The sequence below is a fragment of the Actinoplanes nipponensis genome, assembly GCF_016862275.1.
GTDB lineage: Bacteria > Actinomycetota > Actinomycetes > Mycobacteriales > Micromonosporaceae > Actinoplanes > Actinoplanes nipponensis.
This window is the reverse complement of record NZ_BOMQ01000071.1, coordinates 1-16,780: the sequence shown is the minus strand read 5'-3', so window position 1 is coordinate 16,780 and position 16,780 is coordinate 1. Positions and strand designations below refer to the sequence as shown.

The window sequence follows — 16,780 nt, the reverse complement described above, 5'->3', positions numbered from 1 at the left end:
CCGACGACGCCGGCCTGAAGATCCGCCAGGATGGAAATGCTGACCTCCTTCGGCCAACGTGGTGTCCCGCTCGTACGACCTCAGCGCGGTTGGCTGAACTCAGACGCCTGCCTCGACCGGCTGGCCCTGGCTGATGTGGCCACGGCCAGCCGGATCCGCAATCGATGCAACGACGTATCCGACGCGGCGGTTACGGCATGCGGCTGACCCATGACCGGCCGAACCCGAGCAGCAGCCAAGTTCGCCGGCTTGACCTGGCATTGATGGGCGCGGCCGAGATTCGCAAGCGCCTGGGTGAGATTATCGGTTAGTACGCCGCCTCGACGAACTTGAAGGCCACGCATGAGACTGGGACCGCGTCGGCGGTCCCGAGTCTGCACTTCTGATCAGCTGACGGCCTTGAGGTGTCGCCGACGGGGCACGCTGGCGGCTGCCTTCTCTGCGGCGTCGAACGCCAGGTCCGGTAGGACGCTGGTGTAGAGGTCACTGGTAACGGTGATCGAGGAGTGGCGCAGCAGCTCTTGCACGACCCGCATATCCACCCCGGCGGCAAGGTTGATGGTCGCGGCACCGTGGCGCAGGCCGTGCAATCCGATCGGCGGGAGACCGGCTTGCCGAAGGCGGAAGTAGAAGTGGTCGGTGATGGCGGCCGGGTGCAGCATGGCGCCGGTGTCGGTGGTGAAGCACAGGCCGGTCTCGACCCATTTGGCTCCGGCGGCCAGCCGTTGCCGTCGCTGTTGCACGAGGTGGTTGTCGAGGGCGATGACCGACCCGTCGTCCAGGGGGACGTCGTCGTAGCTGTCGTCGGTCTTGGGTCGTTCGAGGCGGGCTTCCCAGCCGTGTTGCACGACTTGCCAGGCGATGGTGATCTTCTTGCGGGTGCGGTCGTAGTCGACGCGGTGCAGCCCGCACGCTTCGCCTCGGCGCAGCCCTCGGTAGGCGACGATGTGGTAAAGCGCGTAGAGCGGGTCATTGCAGGCGATGAGGTGGTCGAGGAAGACGCCGGTCTGTTCCGGCGTCCAGACCATGATCGCGTCCTCGGGGACCTTGCCGGTCAGCCGCCACTCGGCGACGCGTTCGGCGGTCCACACCAGCTTCTTCGGTGCCTTTTCCGGGGCGACCTCGACCAGCTTCGCCGGGTTGACCGCGACGATGCCGCGTCGCATGGCCCAGTTGTAGGCGGCGCGCAGGGTGGCCAGGATCCGGTGCTGGGTGGCGATGCCCACGGTCCGCAGCCCTTTGACCTCGTCCTGCTTCTGCGGGTCCGGGCTGGCGCGGTACAGGTCGATGCGTTCGTTGCGTTCTTCGATCTTCTCGAACATGGCTTCGATGAGGCCGGCGGTGAGCCGGTCGGCCCGGACCGTGCCCAGGTGCGGGACGAGATGGTTGTCGATGTGGCCCTGATAGGAGCGGCGGGTGCCTTCCTTGATCTTCTTTTTCTTGCTCCGGCCTGCGTCGCGGGCGCCGCCTCGGCTGGTGATGAACATCGTCAGCAGACCGGCCACGTCGGGGACGGTGTCGAGTTTCTCGACCGCGTACAGCAGGCGGCGGACCTGCTCCGGGTCGGGGACCTGCTGGTCGGCGTTGACGGCCTTCTCGATGATGTCCCCGGCCCGGGTGAGGTTGGCGGTGTCGCCGGGTTCGCAGACGGCGAGGGCGTCGGTGATGCGGCGCAGCACATCGCCCGCGTCGTTCTGGTTGTCGAAGGCGCCTCGGCGTAGCGGGCGGCGGCGGCCGTCGGCGGCCTTGGGGAGTTCGATCTGGTACTGCCAGACACCGTGGTGCGGGTTCCAGGTGGTGCCTCGGCGCAGCTTCGGGCATTTGGCGCCGAGCGGTTTGCCGGTGTTGCGGTCGCGGCAGAAGCAGCGTTTGGACGTCGTTCCGGTGTTCATGCGGTTCGTCCTGTTCGGGTGGGTGGGTGTGTCCCAGCGGATTCGCTGATCGGCGAATCCGCTGGGACGACTGTCGACACGCCATCCATGCCGGACGGTGGGGCGGGATCAAGCCTGGTCACCACCGGGGTCTCCGCCGGTGCGCCGCCCCTCGACGCGACGGTCCCCGGCTCGGGCCGGACGGCTGTCAGCCCGCGGTCTCAGCGGCTCCGATGGCGCGCAACAGGTGCGGGACGCCGACGATGAAGCGGCGGCCGACCCGGGTCACGGGTACGGGGAACTCACCGTCACGGGCGAGTTGGTAGGCGGTGGTGCGGCCGATGCCGAGGACGGCTGCGGCGGTGACGATGTCGGTCGTGGTGCCCAGCGCGCGGACGGCGTCGACCGTCCAGGTCGCCCGGGTCACGCGACGTCCTTCGGGCCGAGCCGGAACAGCAGCAGATCCTCATGCTGGATCAGCCACTGGGGGTCACCGGCGGCGACGGCATCGCGGACGTTCTTGATCTGGAAGAACGACGCCCGCGGCACGAGCACGCCGTCACGGACTCCGGCGATGAGCGCGACGAGTTCCTCGACCAGGGTCAGTCCGGCGGCGATCCCGGCCGCCGCGACCATGCCGGGGATGTCGATCAGTTCCCCGTGCCGCCGGTACGGCCGGGCGGTGACCGCGACGTGGCCGCCGGGCCGCAGCACGGCGGCGCAGCCGGTGAGGATCTGGGTGAACCCCTCGGCCAGCTCGGCGTGCTGGGTGTAGGCGAGGTTCGCGGCGTCGGCGCCGTACCGGTGATTGAGCTTTCGGACCTTCCCCCGGCGTGGGCCGGGGGTGCGGACGTGGCCGTGGGTCGACGGCCCGTACGGCGGTGAGGTGATGACCAGCGCGATCCGGCCGTGGACCTCGGGCGGCAGCAGTGCGGGCAGGCGCCGGGCGTCACCGAGGTAGATCTCCCCGGTGCCGGTCGCTGCCTGGCTGGCGGCGAGGCGGATGTTGTCGGCGGCGTGCTGCGCCCACCGATCCTCGTACTCGACCCCGACGCCGTGGCGGCCGAGGTGCATCGCTTCGACGAGGGTGGTGCCGATGCCGGCCATCGGGTCGGCGACCAGGTCGCCTTCGTCGGTGTAGGTGGCGATGAGGTAGCGGGCGATGGTGGGCAGCATCTTGCCCGGATGGTCCATCGAGGCCGGGGTGTAGCGGTTGCGTCGCAGGTCGCGGGACGCGGTCTGCCCGGTCAGCAGGACCGAGCCCTGCACCCCGTCGGCGATGTGCTGGAACAGCGGCGTGACGTCCGGCGTGGTGCGGGAGGTGGCGGTGACGGGTTCAGGCACGGACGGCTCCCTGGTCGATGCTGCTGGCGGCGAACGCGAGGACGTCCAGATGGACAGGCACGTGCCTGCCGCCGAGCAGTGCGGGACGGGTGATGGCGGCGGTCGCCGCGTCGGTGCGCGGCTCGACGGCCGGGAGCGGCACGAGCAGGACGGGCAGGTGCTGGTGGTAGCGCAACCCGGCGGCGCGGGCAGCCGTGACGACGGTGCTGCGATGCGGGACCGGTCGCGGCTCGGCACCGGTAGGGGCCAGCGCGATGAGCACGAACCCGCCGGGACGCAGCAGTCGATGCCACCGGCGCATCACCTCGGCCAGCTCATGCAGGCCGCCGACGGATCGGGGCAGGCCCGTCAGCAGCAGCGAGACACCCCGCTCGGCCACGTCGGCGAGACCGCCGGACTCGGGCCGCTGGGCGGTGGCCCGAACGTCGGTGTGATCGCCGTCGGTGACGAGGGTCGCCGGGTGACGGTGCAGGTATCGGGCGGCGTGGGCGACGCCGGGGTGGTTGTCGAGGTCGAGGACGACATCGCCAGCACGGGTGTAGTGCGCGATGAGCCGGGCGAGGCGGTGAGGGTCGATGCCGTGCCATGCGGCCGGGTCGGCCGGTGGCGTGGTGAGCTGGTGCGCCGGGAGGAGCAGCAGGCCGACGTGGGACTGCTGCGGGGTCGTCTGCGGGTGGTGCTGGTGAGTCTGCGGCATGGGTGGTGGGCCACGTCCGCCGACGAACGCTGACACTCATTCAATACAAATCCGGACCCGAATTTTGCACGCGAGCTCTGTGGTACAGCGTTCGTGAGCCCCCTCCCGGTGGGCAGCCGAGAGGGTTGAACAAGATCATCACGAGGGTTGAACACACAGGTCAGGGCCATGAACACGGGGTGCCGCCGACGTGTCGCTCAGCCACGCGCGGACCCGGTGTGGGCATCGCCTCGGGCGACGAGGGCCCGACTGCTTGAACAAGATCTACTTCGCCATGAACAAGATCACCGCGAGGGTTGAACAAGATCATCGGAGGGTCGGGCCGGGGTTGAACAAGATCACCGGCACGCTCGCCGAGGTTGAACAAGATCCATACAGCGGTGACGGCCTTGAACACGTCACCTCACCTCCGCCGTATTTCCATCGATCGACGTCGAAAAGACGTCGTCGTGTTCATGGCCGTACGGCGAGGCATTGCGCGGCTGCGGCGACGTGGCTTGCGGCGCCTTGAACACACAGGCCGCACCGTGAACACCGGCCCTGTCGCGGTCTCGACCGTTCCTTGACCGGCGCATCGACGCCGGCCACGCGATGCGGTGGGGATGCGCCCTGCCGGGCCTTGAACAAGATCCACAGTGTTCAAGATGTGTTCAAGCTCCCTGATGACGTGGTGGCACACCGCCGTTCGGCCCGAGAGCCGGACCGCGAATCCCTTTCTCACGGCTCAGGGAGTTCCACCATGTCCGCACCACAGCGCATCACCGACCTGGCACCCGGCGCCGACGCGTCGTACCTGGACCACTTCGAGTATCGGTTCCGGCTGCGGGGCGAAGGCCCGCAGCCGCTCTCGGTCGACGGTCGCCGTCTCGGCCACGGGCTGCCGCGCCGCCAGATCCCGCTGACCGAGTTGTCGTCAATCCTGACCCACCCCTCCTGCGGTGCCGAGGCGAAGGACGCCGTGTGGCGGCTGCTGGCTCGCCAGGCGCGCGCCGGCTCCGACTCGTGGGTGGTCGGCGCGGTGGGGGTGGCGTTGCCGGGGCTGCGTAAGGCCGCCTACCGGCTGTGGCTGCTGTCGGCGGGAGACGTCGAGGCCACCGTGGTCAGCCACTTCTACCAGGCCCTACTCGCGATCGATCTGCACTCGCCCTGGGTGTTCACGCGGCTGTTGAACGTGGCGTTCTCCCGCACGCGCAGCGAGCTGGACAAGCGCGAGCCCGGTACCTCCGGGGAGGTCGACTTCGTGCCCGCCTCCCGGCCGCCGGCCCCGCCGTATGACCACCCGGACTTCGTCCTGCTGCGGGCGGTGCAGTTGGGCGTGCTGAGCGTGCCGGAAGCCGAGCTGATCGGCGCGACCTACCTCGACAAGCTCAGCGTCAGCGAGTACGCCGAGCGCCTCGGCCGTACGTACTGGCAGGTGTACCGCCAGCGCGGCCCGGCCGTGCAGCGCCTGGTCACGGCGATCAACGACGGCACGCTGAGCGACCCCTACACCGACGTGATCACCGAAGCCACCTTGACGACCGCCGCCGAGACCACCCGACCCGCCAACCGGCCCTGAGTACCCCGTTGACCTGCGGTTCTGCAAAATCGCGGTCCGGATCTGTATTGGATTAGTGCGGGACCTTCCCGCGTAGGTGACCTCCCCGACCGGCCCCGCTGACGGCGCTGACACCCGTTGACCCGGCCCATCCGAGCCTCTGTGAGGAGGACGGCCCCGCGCCGGTCGGCACCACCGGGTCACCACGCACGGAGCCCGATGGCTCCCGCCTTCTGTCACCCACCGCGCCGCACCCTGGCCCCGCCCTGCCCGGGGCCGGGTGCGGCCCGCCCCGGAGGTGCCCTTTCATGGCCGTCAAGCCCAGCCGCACCGGACGGCGCAAGCCCGCACGCCGTCCACGCCGCCCTCGCCTGAACCCGTCGACCTGGGTGCTCTACCAGGCCACCCGCATGATCCCCGTCCTGATCGCGGTCGCCGCCACGTTGACGACCGCGCTGGTGCTGACCTCGAGCGCCGCGTACGCCGCCGACGCCGGCATGGTGCCGCTCGCGGCCGACTCCATCCAGGCGGTCGTCAACAACATCCGGCTCTGGCTGGTCGGCATCCTCGTCACCGTCGCCACCTTGTTCCTCACCGTCGGTGCCCTGCGCTACCTGGCCGCCAACGGCGACCCCGGCGAGGTCGAAAAGGGCAAACTGGCGATGAAGTCAGCCGCTATCGGCTACGGCCTGGCCCTGCTCGCGCCGCTGTTCGTCACCATCGTCGGCGGATGGGTGGCCTGACATGACCCCCACCCCGACGCGGGCCGGGCGAGGCCCGCACCGCCTCGCCCGGCTGATCCTCGCCCTGCTACTCGGCACCGGCCTGGCAGCCGCAGCAACCGCTCTGACCAGCACAGCAGCACTGGCCGACCCGACACCCGCACCCGCCCCAGCGCCCGGCGCACCCAGTACGCCGCAACCCAACCCGACACCGAGCCCGATCGGACCGCCGCCACCCGGCGGACCGAGCCCGGCACCCACGCCGACACCGACTCCGGCGCCATCGCCGGGAACCAGCCCCACCCCCGGTGCCGCCACGGACACCGACCCGTCGTGGTGGGACATCGGTGGCCAGATCCGCAAGGCGATCACCGACTTCTTCGCCTACCTGGTCGAGTCCGCCCTGAACCCGATCATGGAGGGGCTCGGTGCGACGCTGCTGTCCACCCCCGACCTGACCAACAATGCGCAGGTCAAGGCGATTTGGACGACGTGCCTCGTCGTGGCGAACGCGGTGTTCGTGCTGTTCGTGGTCATCGGCGGGTTCACCGTCACCGCCCGGGAAACCTTGCAGACCCGGCACGGGCTCAAGCAGATCCTGCCCCGGCTGGTCATCGGCGGTGTCGCCGCGAACGTGTCGCTGCTGCTGTGCGCCAAGCTGATCGAGGCCACCAACGCGTTGACGCTGTTCATCGCCGGACAAGGCGTCGACCCGCAGAGCGCCGCGACGGCAATCAGTCAGGCCCTGACCAACTCGGCCATGGGCAGCAACATCATGGTGTCGCTACTGGTCTTGGGCGCGCTCGTGCTGGCCATCATCGTGCTGCTGACATTCCTGCTGCGGATCGCGGGCACGGTCCTGCTGATCGGCGTCGCCCCGATCGCGATGATCTGCCACGCGAGCCCGTACACCGAATCCATCGCCTACACCTGGTGGCGGGCGTTCGGCGCCTGCCTGGGCATGCAACTCGCCCAGGCACTGATCCTGCTGGCCACCGTGCGCGTGTTCCTCACCCCGAACGGCGCGATCGTGCTCGGCTTCCCGACCAGCGTGGACACCTTCCTCGGCATCCTGGTCTGCCTGACCATGCTGTGGATCATGGTCAAGCTGCCGGGCTGGATGAAACATGTCGTCCTCGGCCCGCTCGGGCAGTCCGGCGGACGAGGGCTGCTCGGTCAGCTCGTCAGCACCATCCTGACCATCAAGACCCTCGGCGCGGCGGCCGGCGTCCTCGGCGGCGCGAAGGCTGCCGCTGCGGTGGGGACGGCGGGACGAGCGGGGACGGCCGCGCGCACCACGGCGGGGACGGCATCGCGGACGGGCGGCGGCAGCCGTCCCCGCCCCGCGCCCCGTCCCGCCCCGGCTGGTTCCCGTCCCCGGCCGTCCCCGGCCCCGACCGGACCGGCCGCGTTCAGCCACGCCCCCGTCGTGCACACCCCCATGGCCGTCCCCGCCGGGACCAGCGCCGCCCCGGCCTTCAGCAACGCCGCCCCACCGCAGACCCCCGCGCCCGCGCCGACCACGGCCGCGCCGCCGGTGGTGTTCTCCACCCCACCGGGTCCGGAGTCGGCTCCGGCGACAGCACCGCCGCCGAGTACGCAGCCGTTCAGCCACCCACCCACCACCCCGGCACCCGGTAACGCCTCGGCCACCGCGCGCCGGGCACCGGCCGCCGCGTTCTCCGCAGCGCCGCAGGCCCAGACGGCGCCGAGGCGTCCTCCGGCCCCGGTCACACCGGTGTTCTCCGCAGCACCGGCCGCACCCGCACGTTCACGGCCCACAGCGGCACGGCGTGCACCGGCGCCTGCCCGCACCACCAGTCCTCCCGCAGCCGCACCGGCAACTCCGGCGGCATCGGTGCCCGGCGTCCGTCCTACCGCGTCCGCCCGTCCCGCCCCGGCCTCTCGTCCCGTCCCGGCATCTCGTCCCGTCCCGGCATCTCGTCCCGTCCCGGCGGCTCGTCCCGTCCCGGCGGCTCGTCCCGTCCCGGCCGTCCGCGCGGTGCAGCCCGCCCGCCCCGCGTCCGAGGTTCAAGCCGTCCCCGCGCCGCAGCCGTCCCCGACAGTTGCGCCGCAGCGGTCGTCCCCAGCCGTCCGCCCGCCCGTCCCGTCCCCGTCCCCGGAGTCGGCGCCCGCGCCCTCGGTGCGGCCGGGCGTCCCGAGTGCGCCGGACGGCCGCGTCCGGCGCCGTCGCGACAGGAGTAACCCATGAGCACCCGTGACGACGACGAGCCGCTGCGCGCTCGCGTCCCCGCCGACGTGGAGAAAGCTGATCGGCTGATGTTCGGCCTCACCGGCAGGCAGTTGGTCATCCTCACCGTCACCGGCCTGATCATCTACGCCGCGTGGACGGCCCTGGCGACGGTGGTCCACCCGCTGTACTTCCTCATCGGCGCTGTTCCGGTGGCCGCGGCGGCGTTCTTCCTTGCGGTCGGCCGCCGCGAGGGGATCAGCCTCGACGCCTGGCTGCTGTCGGCGATCCGGCATCGCCGCGCCCCGCACCGCCTCGTACCCGCTGAAGGACCGATTGCCGCTGCCCCGGCCTGGGTGTCGACCACCGCCGGGCGCGGTGACCGGTTGCCGCTGCCCGCACCGTTGCGGCTACCGGCGACAGGCATCACCGCCGAAGGGCTGGTCGACCTCGGCAGCGACGGCACCACCGCACTGGTGGCGGCATCGACGGTGGCGTTCGGGCTGCGCTCGGCCGGTGAGCAGAACGGCCTGGTCGCCGGGTTCGCCCGCTGGTTGCACAGCCTCGACGGGCCGACGCAGATCCTCATCCGGGCGCAACGCGTCGACCTGACCCACGTCGCGGACCGCATCCTGCACGACGCACCGGGGTTGCCGCACCCCGCGTTGGAAGACGCCGCCCGCTCGCACGCCGCGTTCCTCGACGACCTCGCCGAGCAGCGCGAGCTGCTGCACCGCGATGTCACCGTCGCGGTGCGCGGCAGTCGAGGCTCCGCCCACACCACCCATCGGGCACGGGAGACCGTGCGTGCCCTCGCCGGGTGCGAGGTGGTCGCCACCGCCCTGGACGGCTACGCCACTCAGGCGACCCTCGCCGCGTGTCTCGACCCGGCCGCCGCCGGCCCTGCCCGAGCGCTGACCCACCACGACGTGAGTACCGAGCTGGAGGACGGTGACCTCGCATGAGACTGCCCACCATGCGCCGCCGACCGGCGGCGGCACCCGAAGGGACAGTGCTGCCGGGCAGCCCGGACGCCGTGGAGGTCGCGGGGCGCTTCGTGCACGCCGGCGACGACTACAGCGCCACCCTCGCGGTGACGGGCTACCCGGCCGAAGTCGGCGCGGGCTGGCTCGAACCGGTCCTGTCGTACCCGGGCCGCGTCGATGTGTCGCTGCACATCGAACCGGTGCCACCGGTCGTGGCATCCGACCGGCTGCGTAAGCAGCGCGGCCGGTTGGAGTCGTCGCGGCGTGCCGACGCCGGCAAGGGCCGCCTCGATGACCCGGAGCTGGACGCCGCCGCCGCCGACGCTGCGGACCTCGCCGCCCGGGTCGCCCGGGGCCAAGCCCGCCTGTTCCGCGTCGGCCTCTACCTGAACGTGCATGGATCCAGTCCGGAGGACCTCGCCGACCGGGTGGCCGAGGTGCGGGCATTGGCGTCGTCGCTGCTGCTGGACGTCGCCCCGGCGACGTGGCGACAGTTGCAGGGCTGGGTGACCAGCCTGCCCCTCGCGGTCGACGCGCTCGGGATGCGCCGGGTGTTCGACACCGACGCGCTCGCCGCCGCGTTCCCGTTCACCAGCCCCGACCTGCCGGTCAGTGCCGCAGGCACCGGCATGGGCGTGCTGTACGGGCTGAACCTGGCCTCGGCCGGGGTGGTGGTGTGGGACCGGTGGGCGCAGTCGAACTACAACGCCGTCATCCTCGCCCGTTCCGGTGAGGGCAAGTCGTACCTGGCCAAACTCGACCTGCTGCGCAACCTGTACCTCGGCGTGCAGGCGTTCGTCATCGACCCCGAAGACGAATACCTGCGCCTGGCCGAGGCAGTCGGCGGGACGGTGATCCGGCCCGGCGCACCGGGTGTGCGGATCAACCCCCTCGACCTGTCGCTCGCCGATGGTGACGACGCGCTGTACCGGCGGACCGGATTCATGCAGACCTTCGTCGCCGTCCTCACCGCAGGCGACAACGCCACCGCCGCAATCCCGCCGGACGAGGTGCCGGTCCTGGACGCCGCCGTGCTCGCCGCGTACCGGGCCAAGGGCATCACCACCGACCCGCGTACCTGGCGGCGGCCCGCCCCGCTGCTCGCCGATGTCGCCGCCGAGCTCCATCAGCTCGGCGACGCCGGGCAAAGGTTGGCCGCGCGGCTGTACCCGTACGTGGCCGGGTCGTTCGCCGGGCTGTTCGACGGGCCGACCACCACCGCCGCCGAGGGCCACCTGGTGGTCTACGCGATCAAGGACCTGTCGGACGAACTCAAGCCGGTCGGGACGCTGCTGACCCTGGACGCGATCTGGCGCAAGATCACCAGCTCGTCACCCGAGCAACGCCAGCTCGTCCTGGTCGATGAGGCGTGGCTGATGCTGCGCGCCGGGCTCGGCGCGAAGTTCCTCCTGCACCTGGCGAAATCAGCGCGTAAGCACGGGGCGGGGCTGACCGTGGTCACCCAGGACGCCGCCGACGTGCTCGCCACCGACACCGGCCGCGCCGTGGTGTCCAACGCCGCCACCCAAGTCCTGCTCCGGCAGGCACCGCAGGCCATCAAAGCGGTATCGGAGGCATTCGGGCTCACCGACGGTGAGCAGGCATTCCTGCTGTCCGCCGCCCGGGGAGACGCGCTCCTGGCGTGTGGATCTTCGAGGGTGGCGTTTCACAGCCTCGCCGACGACGTCGAACACGACCTCGTCGTCACGGGTCCGGCCGCCGGCGACGGCTGAGCCTCGGCCCGGCTCCCATCGCCCAGCCTTCCCCGAGAACGGGAATCGTCTCATGCGCACAACGCTGCCCTTGATCGCCTTCTCGCCTACTGCGCCACCGGCCGCGCCGCCGTCTGTGACCTGTGTCCCCGGCCACGACGGCATCCCGGACTCCGCGCTCGGCAACCTGCTCTGCGGTACGTGGGCCACCGATGCACCGCACACCGCCTGGATGTTCGCCCATCGACACTGGCCGTTGTTGCTGGCCTGCGTGCTGCTGTTGATCGCCACCCGCATCGGGGTCCGCATGTGGCGGCGCACCGTGTGGCGCAACCACGCCGCGCAGGCCCGATGGTTGGAGATCACCCCACCGGTGTCAGCCACGGCCGCCTCCACCGTGGAACTGTGGCGGCTGCTCGCGTCGGTGCTGCCTGCGTCGCGGTGGTGGGCGTGGCGTCCGTATCGCATCGTCTGGGAGGTCGCCGCCGACCCGAAAGGGATGCGGTGCGGACTGTGGTTGCCACCCGGGGTGAACCCGACCGCCGTGCTCCGGCTGCTGCAACGGGCGTGGCCCGGTGCCCGCGCCGAACAGAGGCGCCCGCCGGGCTTCGCGCCGGGCAGCCCGGCCGCCGCCGTGGCGTTGCAGGCCACCCAGCCGGAGTGGCTGCCCCTGGTCGATGACCCCGCCCCGGCACGTGGCCACCGGGGGGAGGTTGGTGCCCCGCCGGAGGAGGATCGGTTGCGGGCGGTATTCGACGGGCTCGCCGCCGCCGGGCGCACCGGCGGCGGCCTGCTGCAGGTCCACGTCACCCGTGCGCCGAGACACCGGGTCAACGGGCTGCGTCGCGCCACCACCCATCCGCAGCGTGCCCGCCGTCCCCGTAGTGGCGCGTCCCGGGTGATCGGTCTGACCGCTGACGGATTACGGGCGCTGATCATCGGCATTCTCAACGCCGTTACCCCCGGCCCCAGCCGTCGCACCAGCACGACGGGTCGCATCGACCCCTACCTGGCCGAGCAGGCGCGCCAGGCTCGTATCAAACTCGGTGCCCCGCCGCATCTGCTGGTGGCGGTGCACGCCACTGCCGCTGGCCCCACCAAGGCGGCGGCGCAGGCGGCTGCGGCGGACATCACCTCCGGTTACAGCCTGTTGTCTGCGCACTTCGCCCGCCGACGGCTACGCCGAGCGCACCGCAACGCAACGTCGCGGTGGGTGGCCGCCGCCCAGATGACCCTCGCCTCCGTGCACGAGGCCGCCGCGCTGGCCGGGCTGCCCGCCGAGCCGTCCGCACACGGCCTTCCCGCCGCTGCGTCCCGGCGCCGCCCGGTCAGCCGCGAAGTGTTCACCGCCGGTCCCCACCAGCCCGCCCCGCGAGCGAAGCGCCCGGCGGCGGACCCGGCTACCGCGCCCGCCGGTGCGAGCCAGGACGACCCACCCCAAGTCTGGAGCGCCCCGTGACCGCTACCGAGTCCGCACCGCAGCGCCGTCTGCACCTGGTGCCGTCCTCTGAACGTCATGGCCTCGGCGGCAAGGTCATCGGCGTTGCCAACGCCGGACCCGCCGTCCGGGTGGGGATCTCTTTGGAAGATTGCCGTCATCACCTGCACGTGTGCGGGCCGACTGGCACCGGCAAGACCAGCCTGTTGCTGCGGATGATCGCTGACGATGTCGACGCCGGGCGCGGCGTCGCCGCGTTCGACCCCGCCAAAGGCGACCTGATCCGCGACCTGCTCGGCGTCCTGCCCGCCGCGTGCGGTGACCGGCTCGTCATCATCGACCCGGACGAGACGGCCGCGCCGCCGGCCATCAACCTGCTCGACCCTGCCGTGCACGGCGGAACTCCGCATGATGTCGCCGCCGCGCTCACCTCGGTCATGTCGAAGGTGTGGGCACGCTGGTGGGGCCACCGCACCGCCGACATCTGCTACCACGGCCTGCTCACCCTGGCCCACCTGCCCGGCTCCACGCTCGCACAGTTGCCGCGGCTGCTGTCGGACGCGAAGTGGCGCAGCGGCCGGGTTACCGCAGTCGTCAACAGCCTGGGCGCGTGGGAGGGCAGCACCCTCGGCGACTTCTGGGAAGGCTTCAATGAACTGCCCACGGGTCAGCGCGCCGGGCTCGTCGCCCCGCTGCTGTCACGGCTGCGCCTGGTCCTCGCGCACCCTTTGGCGAGCGGCCTGTTCGGAGTACCGGCCACGACGTTCAGGTTCGCCGACATCCTCGACGGCGGGGTGCTGCTGTGCCGGCTCCCCAAAGGCGTCATCGGCGAGGACGGCACCCGCCTGATCGGGTCGCTGCTGCTGGCGGGGTTGTGGCAGGCCACCGCCGCCCGCGCCCGCATCCCCGAGCACGATCGGCTCGACGCCAGCATCGTGCTGGACGAGTGCCACAACTTCCTGCACCTGCCGATCGGCATCGATGACGCCCTCGCCGAAGCCCGCGGCCTGCACACCTCGTTCACGCTGGCGCACCAGTACCTGGGCCAGTTGTCCGGGGACATGGCAGAGGCGATCGACGCCAACGCCCGCAACAAGGTGTACTTCGCGCTCGCCCCGAAGGACGCCGTCGATCAGGCCCACCACGTACGCCCGTATCTCGACCACGGGGACCTGATGCGCCTCGGCGGTTACGAGGTCGTGCTCCGTCCGGTCGCCGGCGGCCGGATCGTGGCTCCGGTCACCGCGGACACTCTTGCTCCGCCCACGCCGCACCCCGGCAGAGCCGCGCAGCTTCGCCGGCTGGCTCGCGAACACACCGGGCTGCCGGTCAAGACCCGTCGTGAACTCATCGGCGATGCGGCCACCGCCTCACCGGCCCAGCCCGAAACCCCTGCTGCTGAGGTGGCTGGCAACAGCGACGAGTTGGTGGGCCGTAACACCTTCGCTGTTCAAGGGGCGGGCTCACGGGAGGGATCTAACGAGAAATCCAACGAGAAATCCAACGACCGCCAACGCCCGGCTGAACGCTCGCCCGTGAACACGGCATCTGCGCTGGCCGACGACGGTGAGGAGGACTGGTGGACCGGAACCGACTGATAAGAGATATCACTCCTACTACGGCTAACAGCCCGGCTCGTGCCCGCCTGACGGCGTCCGTCGTCGCCGCCGAACTCGCCCGCTTCACCCCCCGCGACCGGCTCATGCTCGACCTGCTCGACCAGCACTCCACCTTCACCACCGAGCACCTGACCGACCTGGCCTTCGGCTCCCTCGGCCGTGCCCGCAACCGGCTCAACCTGCTGCACCAGCGCGAGATCCTCGACCGGTTCCGCCACTACCGGCGGCCCGGCTCGCAATCGTGGAGGTGGACCCTCGGCCCCGTCGGTGCGGCGCTCGTGGCGGCCGGACGTGGCGAGGCGATGCCCCGCCCGGCCGCCGTCCGCGACGCTACCGCCCGCCTGGCCATGTCTCCACGTTTGGAGCACTTGCTCGCCACGAACGGGTTTTTCGTCGCGCTCACCGCGCACGCCCGCACCGCCTCCGGCGCGCGGTTGGCCCGGTGGTGGAACGAGGCGGCATGCCGTGAGGCCACCGCCAACGTGGTGCGCCCCGACGGGCACGGCGTGTGGACGGTCGGCGGGCGGGCGGTGCCGTTCTGGCTGGAGATGGATCTCGGCACCGAAACCCTGTCGCGGGTCGCGACCAAACTCACCGGCTACGCCGCGCTCGGCCCCCGCCGCGCGTACCCGGTGGCGTTCTGGCTACCCACCGCCGCGCGGGAGGCCAATCTCCACGCCCACCTGTCGCGCGTCGGGGTGCCGGACGGGGTGAGCGTGGCGACCGGTGCGGACGACTACGCCGCCGCTCACGGCGGCCCCGCCGGAGCCGTGTGGCGGCTACCCGGACACGCCGGACGGCTCACCCTGGCAGACCTGCCCGTGTCCGGCGGTGCCGTATGGGACGGGTAGTCACCGGCGCGGTCGGCGGACTCGTCCTCCTCCTCGTGATCATCATCGGCGCGGCGGCCGGAGTCGTCTCCGGGGTGGTCGGTGGCGGCCAGAGTCCGGCCTACGCGTGTACGGCCACCGCCACCACACCCGGCGCGGCCCCCGTCGGACTGACCGCCGAGCAGGCAGGTAACGCCGCCGTCATCGTGGCGGTCGGTCAGCGCATGGGCGTGCCACCGCGCGGGTGGGTGATCGCCGTCGCGACCGCGCTGCAAGAGTCTGGCCTGCGCAACCTCGGCCACCTCGGGCCGAACAACGATCACGACTCGTTGGGCCTGTTCCAACAACGCCCGAGCATGGGATGGGGCACCCCGGCGCAGATCATGACACCGGACTACGCCGCCGGGAAGTTCTACGAACGCCTCCAACGGGTGCCCCGGTGGCAAACCCTGCCGCTCACCGACGCCGCACAGGTCGTCCAACGCTCGGCGTACCCGGATGCGTACTCCAAACACGAGACACGCGCTGCCGCGATTGTGGCCGCGTACACCGGCGGGGTGGTGTGCGACGGCGGCGACAACCTCCCGCCCGAGGCCGCCGCGTCGCTGCCACCAGGGTTCACGCTCCCGGCGGGCACGCCGCCGCCGGTGGTGACCGCGATCGGGTGGGCGCTCGGACAGCTCGGCACCCCGTACACCTTCGGCGGGGACTGCACCGCACCGCACTCGGGCAACCCCCGGCGTCAGTGCGACTGTTCCTCGCTGATGCAACAGGCGTACCGGGCGGCCGGAATCCGCATCCCGCGCACCACCGCCGATCAGGTCCACGCGGGCACCTCCGTCCCCGACCCGGCCGACCTTCGCCCCGGCGACCTCATCCTCATCCCCGGTGGCGGCGGCACCCGCGCCGATCCCGGCCACGTCGGCATGTACCTCGGTTCCGGCCTCATTGTGCAAGCACCGAAAACCGGCGACGTGGTGAAGATCAGCAAATTGTCAGCCTGGATAAATCAGATAGCGGCAATACGTCGCATCGTGCCGAGCTGACGCTTGACAAATCCGAGGCGCCGAGCGCACCGGACGCCGGCCCGCGAAGTGACATTCAGCTCAATACGTCGACTTGACTTCACCGCACTATCGAGCAATAAAGAGCCGCCCCATTGCCTGCGGCCAGACACGGCGGAGCGTCAGGCCGCAGGCAGCGAGCCGCCACCGCGCCGTATAAGCGCACGGGGGCACGAGTCCTACCCGATACACCGGCGTGCGCCATAACGCGCCGAGCGGGCAATACAACAGCACTAACGCCCCGATGCAATCCGGGGCGACACCGTACGGCACGAGGCAAAACGTGTTCCGGACGGCCACCCGTAAAGAGTCATGAAAACGCGGGTTGACAAACAATGCGTGCAGAGGGTCCATGGACGTGGGCAACAACAAACGCCCCGCCGGAACACCACCGGAAAGCGCACCGCACTAATCGCGGGAACGCTATTTCCAACCCTATTCACGGAGGTATCACCGCCATGACCACGCCCACCACGCCCGCCGCCGTCACCGTCGCCAACACCCTCGCCGCCCACCCGGACGGCATCACCACCCGCGCACTGGCCGACGCCTCCGGCGTCAGCGCCTCCACCGTCGCGAAGACCCTCACCGCGATGGAAGCCGACGGCACCGCCACCCGCACCCCCGGCCCCGCCAACGGCAACCGCAAGACCGCCGACATCTGGCACCCGGCCACCACCCCGGCCCCGGCTGACGAGGCCCCGGCGGACGAGACCCCGGCTGACGCCACCCCGGCCCCGGCTGACGCCACCCCGGCGGACGAGACCCC

15 protein-coding genes are annotated in these 16,780 nt (G+C 71.2%); 11 read left to right on the top strand and 4 right to left on the bottom strand.

What is annotated here, in order from left to right; translation table 11 throughout:
• Window positions 1-386 precede the first annotated feature (386 nt).
• The 4 genes from Ani05nite_RS30270 to Ani05nite_RS30255 all read right to left on the bottom strand — a co-directional run bounded on the left by Ani05nite_RS30270 (window position 387) and on the right by Ani05nite_RS30255 (window position 3,912).
• On the bottom strand, window positions 387-1,892 hold the full coding sequence (locus Ani05nite_RS30270; RefSeq protein ID WP_203774078.1) for a tyrosine-type recombinase/integrase: 1,506 nt from the start codon (window positions 1,890-1,892) through the stop codon (window positions 387-389).
• A 187-nt stretch (window positions 1,893-2,079) separates the two neighbouring features.
• The gene (locus Ani05nite_RS30265) at window positions 2,080-2,298 is read right to left on the bottom strand and encodes a helix-turn-helix transcriptional regulator (protein ID WP_203774076.1); all 219 of its coding nucleotides are present in this window, start codon (window positions 2,296-2,298) and stop codon (window positions 2,080-2,082) included.
• Window positions 2,295-3,215 (bottom strand): TRM11 family SAM-dependent methyltransferase, encoded by a 921-nt coding sequence (locus Ani05nite_RS30260; protein WP_203774074.1) that lies wholly within the window; start codon window positions 3,213-3,215, stop codon window positions 2,295-2,297. Before Ani05nite_RS30260 ends, Ani05nite_RS30265 begins: the two co-directional genes overlap by 4 nt.
• Window positions 3,208-3,912 (bottom strand): hypothetical protein, encoded by a 705-nt coding sequence (locus Ani05nite_RS30255; RefSeq protein ID WP_203774072.1) that lies wholly within the window; start codon window positions 3,910-3,912, stop codon window positions 3,208-3,210. Before Ani05nite_RS30255 ends, Ani05nite_RS30260 begins: the two co-directional genes overlap by 8 nt.
• A gap of 253 nt (window positions 3,913-4,165) precedes the next feature.
• Between Ani05nite_RS30255 and Ani05nite_RS30250 the strand changes: the two genes are divergently transcribed.
• The 11 genes from Ani05nite_RS30250 to Ani05nite_RS30200 all read left to right on the top strand — a co-directional run.
• Entirely contained in the window at window positions 4,166-4,423 is a 258-nt protein-coding gene (locus Ani05nite_RS30250; protein ID WP_203774070.1) for a hypothetical protein, read from the top strand.
• 228 nt (window positions 4,424-4,651) lie between these two features.
• The gene (locus Ani05nite_RS30245; RefSeq protein ID WP_203774068.1) at window positions 4,652-5,470 is read left to right on the top strand and encodes a sigma-70 RNA polymerase sigma factor region 4 domain-containing protein; all 819 of its coding nucleotides are present in this window, start codon (window positions 4,652-4,654) and stop codon (window positions 5,468-5,470) included.
• A gap of 389 nt (window positions 5,471-5,859) precedes the next feature.
• Window positions 5,860-6,192 carry a pilin gene (locus Ani05nite_RS30240; RefSeq protein ID WP_239130788.1) on the top strand — a complete coding sequence of 111 codons (333 nt, stop codon included), beginning with the start codon at window positions 5,860-5,862 and terminating at the stop codon, window positions 6,190-6,192.
• A gap of 1 nt (window position 6,193) precedes the next feature.
• Window positions 6,194-8,383 (top strand): TrbL/VirB6 family protein, encoded by a 2,190-nt coding sequence (locus Ani05nite_RS30235; protein ID WP_203774064.1) that lies wholly within the window; start codon window positions 6,194-6,196, stop codon window positions 8,381-8,383.
• Window positions 8,380-9,327, top strand: a complete 948-nt coding sequence (locus Ani05nite_RS30230; RefSeq protein WP_203774062.1) for a PrgI family protein — start codon at window positions 8,380-8,382, stop codon at window positions 9,325-9,327. The genes Ani05nite_RS30235 and Ani05nite_RS30230 overlap by 4 nt, the downstream gene beginning before the upstream one ends.
• Window positions 9,324-11,081: a VirB4 family type IV secretion system protein gene (locus tag Ani05nite_RS30225; protein ID WP_203774060.1), complete on the top strand. Its 1,758-nt coding sequence runs from the start codon at window positions 9,324-9,326 to the stop codon at window positions 11,079-11,081. The genes Ani05nite_RS30230 and Ani05nite_RS30225 overlap by 4 nt, the downstream gene beginning before the upstream one ends.
• A 52-nt stretch (window positions 11,082-11,133) precedes the next feature.
• A complete protein-coding gene (locus Ani05nite_RS30220) occupies window positions 11,134-12,519 on the top strand; it encodes a hypothetical protein (protein ID WP_203774058.1) in 1,386 nt (461 codons plus the stop codon).
• Window positions 12,516-14,096 carry a type IV secretory system conjugative DNA transfer family protein gene (locus Ani05nite_RS30215; protein WP_239130772.1) on the top strand — a complete coding sequence of 527 codons (1,581 nt, stop codon included), beginning with the start codon at window positions 12,516-12,518 and terminating at the stop codon, window positions 14,094-14,096. Before Ani05nite_RS30220 ends, Ani05nite_RS30215 begins: the two co-directional genes overlap by 4 nt.
• A 104-nt stretch (window positions 14,097-14,200) precedes the next feature.
• Entirely contained in the window at window positions 14,201-14,968 is a 768-nt protein-coding gene (locus tag Ani05nite_RS30210) for a replication-relaxation family protein (protein ID WP_203774183.1), read from the top strand.
• A complete protein-coding gene (locus Ani05nite_RS41475) occupies window positions 14,956-15,993 on the top strand; it encodes a C40 family peptidase (RefSeq protein ID WP_239130771.1) in 1,038 nt (345 codons plus the stop codon). Before Ani05nite_RS30210 ends, Ani05nite_RS41475 begins: the two co-directional genes overlap by 13 nt.
• A gap of 476 nt (window positions 15,994-16,469) precedes the next feature.
• Window positions 16,470-16,780: MarR family transcriptional regulator (locus Ani05nite_RS30200; protein ID WP_203774056.1), on the top strand; the 311-nt coding region annotated here is incomplete at its 3' end.

What these genes read in the sequence shown, in the direction of transcription:
- Ani05nite_RS30270 (WP_203774078.1), bottom strand. Translation starts at nt 1,892, where the DNA reads ATGAACACCGGAACGACGTCCAAACGCTGCTTCTGCCGCGACCGCAAC.
- Ani05nite_RS30255 (WP_203774072.1), bottom strand. Translation starts at nt 3,912, where the DNA reads ATGCCGCAGACTCACCAGCACCACCCGCAGACGACCCCGCAGCAGTCC.
- Ani05nite_RS30245 (WP_203774068.1), top strand. Translation starts at nt 4,652, where the DNA reads ATGTCCGCACCACAGCGCATCACCGACCTGGCACCCGGCGCCGACGCG.
- Ani05nite_RS30240 (WP_239130788.1), top strand. Translation starts at nt 5,860, where the DNA reads ATGATCCCCGTCCTGATCGCGGTCGCCGCCACGTTGACGACCGCGCTG.
- Ani05nite_RS30235 (WP_203774064.1), top strand. Translation starts at nt 6,194, where the DNA reads ATGACCCCCACCCCGACGCGGGCCGGGCGAGGCCCGCACCGCCTCGCC.
- Ani05nite_RS30230 (WP_203774062.1), top strand. Translation starts at nt 8,380, where the DNA reads ATGAGCACCCGTGACGACGACGAGCCGCTGCGCGCTCGCGTCCCCGCC.
- Ani05nite_RS30225 (WP_203774060.1), top strand. Translation starts at nt 9,324, where the DNA reads ATGAGACTGCCCACCATGCGCCGCCGACCGGCGGCGGCACCCGAAGGG.
- Ani05nite_RS30220 (WP_203774058.1), top strand. Translation starts at nt 11,134, where the DNA reads ATGCGCACAACGCTGCCCTTGATCGCCTTCTCGCCTACTGCGCCACCG.
- Ani05nite_RS30210 (WP_203774183.1), top strand. Translation starts at nt 14,201, where the DNA reads ATGCTCGACCTGCTCGACCAGCACTCCACCTTCACCACCGAGCACCTG.
- Ani05nite_RS41475 (WP_239130771.1), top strand. Translation starts at nt 14,956, where the DNA reads ATGGGACGGGTAGTCACCGGCGCGGTCGGCGGACTCGTCCTCCTCCTC.